An 8119-nucleotide genomic window follows, 5' to 3' on the forward strand; every position below is an offset into this window, starting at 1 on the left:
TCCCCCTAAATAGTTTCCGTCGGAAAAGGCACAAAAATTATAAATATAATTTGTACAATTAAGTAGTCGTTATGATTGTGTTTTGCCTCCAGGCTTTAATTATCGATGTATTCATATTCACCTAGTAACTCATCAAGCTCTTCTAGTGACATTTTATTGTAACCATAATCGGAAGCTGTTTTTTCTGATTCCGTTTGATTAATACAATGATCGATTATCATTTCAAGGTTCACTTTATACTTTTTGTTAAAATCAGCGATTAAAAATTCGGAATATTCCCCTTCGTTGAAGGTAGTGTTTATTATTAATGTATCCTCTACAATTATTGAATTAATTTCTATAGAAGCATCTCTTGCATTTTCGCCACCTATACTTTCACCAGGTGATAGCCATGATGCAGAAAATTCTTCATTGGTCGCTTTTTTACTCATTTCTCCCAAATAATTAAATAATATAGGTGCCGTTTCATCATTTAACAAATCTTGATCCTTTTTCAGGTATTTTAAAACCCCATATCCTATTCCGTTATTAGGAATTTTTCTTAAAGTCTCTTTTACCAATTTTATACTCATAGAAATTTCTTTTTCTTTACCTAAATCAAAATATACAGGGTATATTGTAGTAAACCACCCAATAGTTCTACTAACATCTATGTTTTCAATGACTTCTTCTCTTCCATGACCTTCCATGAGAATTTTCAGCCTGTTTTCTCCTGTTAAATCTCTTACTGTTACTAACAAAGCCGCTAAAAGGATATCATTTATTTGAGTATTATATGTTTTGTTTGTTTCTCCCAATAACTTTTGAGTGTTCTCCTTATTTAGTGAAATGGTTAAGGTCTTGCTATTTTTATAATCGGTCACATCTATTTCTTCATTTTTCGCTAAAAAATCTACTTTCATTTTAGATATGTCTGCCCAATATTTTTTTTCTTTTAAAAGTTTATTACCTACCGCATAATCCATTAACTTTTCTGAAAACTCCTTAAATGAATCCGTTTTAAAACCTATATCAAGTTTTTCATTGAGATATGCTTGTTTATATAACATTTCAAAATCTTCGAACAATATTCGCCATGACACTCCATCTATTACAAGATGATGGATAATAATAAGCAAATGATCACCCTCATTTGTTCTAAAAATGCAAAGTTTTAACATTTTACCGTCAGTAATCGAAATTTCTTTTTGTATATTTGTTGCTAGTTGACCCACTATCTCCTGTTGATTATCCTGATTCTTAATATCATGGACATATAAATCAAAGAAATCCCCATTCAAATCACGATTATATTGAATTATTTCACCATTTTCCTCTTTATAAATCATTCGTAAAGCATCGTGTTTTTCACAAATTTTACGAAACACCTTTTCTACAATCTGTTCTTCAAATCCATTTTTTCTATACAGCATAAATGATTGATTATAGTGATTTAGCTCTTTATTATTTAATGCTTTGTTTAATACAAAATGTCTTTTCTGTATTGGCATTAAAGGAACGTTTCCCTGAATTATTTCATAGTTTTTCTTTACTCTCGATTCATTTTTTACATACTTACTAAGATTTTTAATTTTCGGGTTTTCAAATAAATCTTTAATTTTGAATTTAAGATTCACTTTCGATAGTTTAGAAACTATTTGTAACGCTTTTATAGAATCTCCACCAACCTCAAAAAAACTATCGTTAATTCCAATTTCTTTAATACCCAAGACATCCTGCCAAGCTGATACAAGATGTTCTTCCACTTCATTTCGAGGCGCTTCATAATCTGTTCCCTTAGAAAGGTCTCCCCCTTGTACAAGAGGCAATGCTTTTCTATCTATTTTTCCATTCGGTGTAAGAGGCATTTTATCTAATTGAATAAAAAATGCAGGAATCATATAATCTGGTAAATAATTTGACAAGTAGTCTCTTAATTCACTTGTAGTTAGCTCCTCTTTAGCTATTATGTATGCACATAAATAGGTAAAACCAGCATTATCTTTCCGATCAACTACTACCGCCTGATCTATATTTTGATTACTTAATAGTTTAGCTTCAATTTCTCCTATTTCTACCCTAAACCCTCGAACCTTTACTTGATTGTCTATTCTTCCTAAAAACTCAATATTTCCATCTGAAAGCCATCTTGCCAAATCTCCTGTTTTATACATTTTTTCACCAGGTATAAAGCCATTTGAAACAAACCTTTCATGAGTAAGGTCTGGTTTGTTTAGGTATCCTTTTGCAAGACCTTTTCCACCAATGTACAATTCACCATACACCCCTAAAGGTTGTGGTTCTAATAAAGAGTTTAAAACATAATATTTTGTGTTATTTAACGGCTTTCCTATGGGGGTATTTACCATTTGCGGTATATACTCGTACTCTTCTTCATAATAGCTAGAATCAATAGTTGCTTCTGTAACTCCATAGCTATTAATTACTCTCATATTCTCCCCATATCTTTTAACCAAATTTTTGTACTCATGTATAGGACAGCTATCAGAACCTAATATTAATAATCGTAATGTCGTGAGATCAAAATTATTTTCATATACATAATTCATAAAAGGTATAATAAGACTTGGAGTCGATTCAAAAATATTAATTTTATACTTCTTAATTGTCTTATATAATAAATCCAGTTCTAGCTTGATATGACTCGGTACTATATACATTGTCCCACCATTTAATAAACTTCTACATAAGTCCCCTGCAAATACATCAAACGACATACTAGCCATTTGTAGTAAATTGACTTCATACTTTGACAATTCATAGTGATCTCTCCAAGTGTAATGAGCATTAACCAAATTTTTATGCTCTACTAGCACACCTTTAGGGTTTCCAGTTGTTCCTGAAGTATATATGATATACACTAAATCATCCGGTGAATTGATATGATTCAAATTATCTTCATTGATATCATATATATCTATATGATTTATATTTACTACTTCACCGTAGGCACCATTTTTATCCGTTAGATGTTCTTGGGTAATAATAATGTCCGCATTACTATCCTCAAGCATAAATTCTATTCTCTCTGTAGGGTATTCTGGATCTATCGGCAGATATGCTCCTCCAGCTTTTAGAACCCCCAATATTCCTACAATCATTTCTACTGATCTATCTACCATTATTCCAACTATACTATTTTGTGCAACACCTTTTCCTCTCAAAGTTCTAGCTAGTTTATTTGCTTTTTTATTCAATTCTTCATAGGTCAACTGCTTTTCTTCAAACACTACAGCTATATGATTTGGTGTTTTTTTAACCTGCTCTTCAAAAAGTTCGTGTATAGTACCTACTGGATATTCAACAGCAGTATCATTAAACTTGTTTAATATCATTTCTCTTTCTTCTTGTGAAAGCATATTTATTTCACTTAATTTTTGTTCAGGATTATTAACAATTTCTTTTAAGATATTAACTACATGATTTCCAATTCTTTGTATTGTTTCTTCTTTAAATAATTTTGTGCAATACTCTAAAATAAATTCTATATGATCTGTATTTTCAATTGCCGATAGACTTAAATCAAACTTTGCCGCTTTAAAATCAATGTCATAAGGTTCGATTTTTAAGCCTTTTATATTCAACTCTAGATTATCTAAATTTTGAATAGAAAACATCGTATCAAACAATGCGTTTCTACTAATATCCCTTTTTAAGGCTAGCTTTTCAACTAACTCATCAAATTGATAATCTTGATTTTCATAAGCATTTAAGGTATTTTCTTTTACTTTCTTCAAATAATCAATGAATCTACTGTCTGCTTTAGGACGATTTCTCATCACAAGAGTATTAACAAACATACCAATAGTATTTTTTAAATCATCATGTTGTCTTCCTGCAGTTGGCGAACCAACTATAATGTCTTCTTGTCCCGTATATTTCGAAAGTAGCGTTGTATATGCTGCTAAAAGTAGCATATACATAGTAACTCCATTTTCCCTTGCAAACATTTTAAGTTTGTTTGTTAGTTCAGAATCTATTTCAAAACTTAATCTATCTCCCTCGCTACTTTGTATTTGTGGTCTTGGAAAGTCAGTTGGCATATTCAGAACTGGTATCTCATCCTCAAATACTTTAAGCCAATATTCCTCCTGTTTCTTTATATTATCACCTTTATAAAACTCTTCTTGCCATTCCGAATAGTCTTTATATTGAATTTCTAATGGCGCTAATTTTTTTTCTCCAAATATATCTGTTAACTCTTTCATCAAAATGCTCATTGATACTCCGTCTGAAATAATATGATGCATATCAAGCATCATGATATGCTCATCCTGACTAACTTGTACGATTTCTCCCCTTAGAAGAGGAGCTACCTCTAGATTAAAAGGTCTTATGAATCGCGCCACTCGTTCTGATACGTTCTCTTCTCCTAATTCACCATATTCAATTTTAAAATCTATTTCTTTTTCTATCTTTTGAACTGGTTCTCCATCAATCATTACAAAAGATGTTCTTAATGCTTCATGTCTATCAATTAATGCTTTAAAGGCTTTTTCAAAAGTGTCCAATTGAAAGCGCCCCTTCATTTGTATAACAACTGGTAGATTGTAAGTAATTCCACTATCCTCTATTTGATTTAAAATATATAGCCTTTTTTGAGCCGATGAAAGATTATAAAATTGCTTCTCCTCAGCTTTCTTTATTTTTGAGTAAGTACTCATTTCTTTCCCTTTTATATATTCACCAATACCTTTGATAGTAGGAAAATTAAATATTTGTTTTAATGGTATTTCAACATTTAATTCTTTGTGTATCTTTGATACCAATGAAAAAGCTTTTAGTGAATGTCCTCCCGCTTCAAAGAAGTTATGATTTATTCCAATTTTCTCTATACCCAAAACGTCCTTCCACACTAAAGCCAACTTCTCTTCTACTAGATTTCGAGGTGCTTCATAATGATCTTCTATAAATTTACTGAAATCTGGTTCCGGTAATGCTTTCACATCCACTTTTCCATTGAGTGTAATCGGCAATCTTTCCATCTCTATAAAATGCAAAGGAATCATGTAACCAGGAAGCTCTTTGGCAAGCAACTCTCTCACTTTATCTATGTTCAGTTCTTCATTCAAATCATTAACTGTAATAAATGCGCAAAGATATCTGTTTCCATCTATCCCCTCTTTATCAATTACTTTAGCTTCTTTTATGTTCGATTGTCTTAATAAGTGATATTCAATTTCTTCCAGTTCAATTCTAAAACCGTGAATTTTCACCTGATTATCTATTCTACCTAAAAATTCAATATTTCCATCAGGTAGCCATTTTACTAGATCTCCAGTCCGATACACTCGTTCTTCTAAACTAAAAGCATTAGACTTGAATTTTTCTTCAGTTAATTCTTTATTATTTTTGTATCCTCGTGCTACACCTTCTCCACCTATATATAATTCACCAGGTATTCCTATCGGCAGTAATTGAGCGTTATTATCCAAAACATATAATTTATAATTACTTAATGGTTTACCTATAGGTACATTCATTCCTATACAATCATTGGAACTGACCTTATAATATGTTGCGCAAACAGTTGTTTCTGTAGGACCATATGAATTATAAACATCGGCAATCTCAATAATATTTTTTATATATTCATACTTTAAAACATCTCCACCACTAATAAATTTCATATTTTTATTAAGTATTAAATGCTTATTTTTATCAATTTCATTGAGTAACAGTGGTGAACAGCTTACTAAAGTCACATTATATTTTTCAATATTTTTAACTAGCTCATCTATGTTCAGATCACCAATTTTTTTACTAATAATTAATTTCCCTGAATTAGCTAAAATAGGAAATATTTCTTCCGTAAAAGCATCAAATGAAAATGAAACTACTTGTAATATAGAATCTTCTTCATTTAAAGTAATTTGTTTTGAAAATGCATAAATATAGTTAATAACGTTACAATGTGTAGTCATAACCCCTTTAGGCTTTCCACTAGAACCTGACGTATATATTAAATAAGCTAAATCAGATGAATGATTTAAATTTTCTAGGTTGTCCTTATTTAAAGAACTAATTTCTTCATCATTAAATAAAATACTTGAAACTGTTCTTACCTTGAATTGTAAGTGCTCCTGAGTAACGACTAAATTTGCTTCACTATCTTTTAGCATATATTCAATTCTTTCCTCAGGATACTCAGGGTCAATTGGTAAATATGCTGCTCCAGCTTTTAAAATCGCCAATATGCCAATTATCATTTCTGGGGATTTATCCGCCATAATTCCTATTACAGTATCCGGCTTTGCACCATTTTTTCTAAGCAACCTTGCCAGTTGATTTGCTTTTTCATTTAGTTGTGTATATGTTAATTGTTCCTCTTCAAATATAACTGCAATATGATTTGGTGTTTTTAAAACCTGCTCTTCAAATACATGATTTAAGGTTTTATTTTTAGGAAATTCAGCCCTAGTATCATTAAATTTGTGTAATATGTTTTTCGTTTCTTCTTCTGAAAGTAAATTTATTTCTCCTAATTTAAGCCCCGGATTATTGGTAATTTCCTTTATTACATTTACTAAATGACCTGCAAGTCTTTTGATTGTTTCTTTTTTAAATAATTTTGTGCAATATTGCAAATCAAATTTCAAATGATCTGTATATTCTATCGCCGTAAGACTTAAATCAAACTTCGCCACATTAAAATCAATTTCGCAAACCTCAGTGGTTACTCCATTTATATTAAATTCAAAATCATTTTGAGTTTGTATATCAAACATCGTATCAAACAATGCGCTTCTACTTGTTTCTTTTCTTAAATTTAGTTTCTCTACTAAGGTATCAAATTGATATTCTTGATTCTCATAAGCATTTAATGTGTTTTCTTTTACTTGTTTTAAATAATCAATGAATTTAGTATTTGCTTTTGGATGACTTCTCATTGCAAGAGTATTGACAAACATGCCAATCGTATTTTTTAAATCATCATGTGTTCTTCCCGCAATTGGTGAACCAACTATTATGTCCTCTTGCCTTGTATATTTAGAAAGAAGCGTTTTATATACTGCTAAAAGAAGCATATACATAGTAACTCCATTTTCTCTTGCAAGAAATTTAAGTTTATTTGTTAGTTTAGAATCTATTTCAAAACCAAGCCTATCTCCCTCACTACTTTGTATTTGTGGTCTTGGGAAATCAGTTGGCATATTCAGAACTGGAATGTCACCCTCAAATACCTTGAGCCAATATTCCTCCTGCTGCTTTACGTTATCTCCTTTATAGTATTCTTTTTGCCATTCCGAATAGTCTTTATATTGAACTTTTAATGGTGCTAATTCTTTTTCTCTAACTAAATCAGCTAACTCCTTCATCAAAATGCCCATTGATACTCCATCTGAAATAATATGATGCATATCAAGCATCATGATATGCTCATTCTGATTAACACATAAAATCTCTACCCTTAGAAGCGGCGCTATCTCTAAATCAAAAGGTCTTATAAATCGTGCCACTCTTTCTGATACACTATCTGCTCCTAATTCACTATATTCAATTTTAAAATCTATTTCTTTTTCTATCTTTTGAACTGGTTCTCCATCAATCATTACAAAGGATGTTCTTAATGATTCATGTCTATCAATTAGTGCCTTAAAAGCATTCTCAAAAACATGCATTTGAAAATGGCCCACGATTTTGATAACTAAAGGAATATTATATGTCGTACCTTTAGATTCCAAATTATTTAAAATAAGCATCCTTTTTTGTGCCATTGATAAGGTATAACAATCGTTTTCTGATTGTTTCGCTTTTGGAATTTCATTCTTTTTTTCTATATCTTCATTTTTTAAAGCTATAATAATTTTTTCTTTATATAACTTTATTTTTTCCTTTAATTCAGCTGTTATTAGCTCACGAGGTCCAATAATTTTTATCTTCCCTTGATTCTGATATAAGAAAATGTTTGATTTTTTCAAATCATTTATAAACCCTTTAATATCCATAACTAGAATCATTCCCTTCGCGGTGCCCATTCAATTTCTCACACTATTAGTAAATAACTAAAACAACTATCAAATTTCATATACATCTTTGAAATTTAAACCATTGGGCCTAGTTTAACTGCACAATCTATTGCTTTTTCCCTGCTGAGAAGAAGTATAGATTGTACAGT

The 8119-nt window shown here is 30.6% G+C and carries 1 protein-coding gene; it reads right to left on the reverse strand.

Annotated features, from left to right (window positions below; translation table 11 throughout):
- Window positions 1–95 precede the first annotated feature (95 nt).
- Window positions 96–7949 carry a non-ribosomal peptide synthetase gene (locus JDS98_RS06820; protein WP_199633684.1) on the reverse strand — a complete coding sequence of 2618 codons (7854 nt, stop codon included), beginning with the start codon at window positions 7947–7949 and terminating at the stop codon, window positions 96–98.
- Window positions 7950–8119 lie beyond the last annotated feature (170 nt).

The organism is Bacillus cereus group sp. N11 (genome assembly GCF_016483605.1).
GTDB lineage: Bacteria > Bacillota > Bacilli > Bacillales > Bacillaceae_G > Bacillus_A > Bacillus_A toyonensis.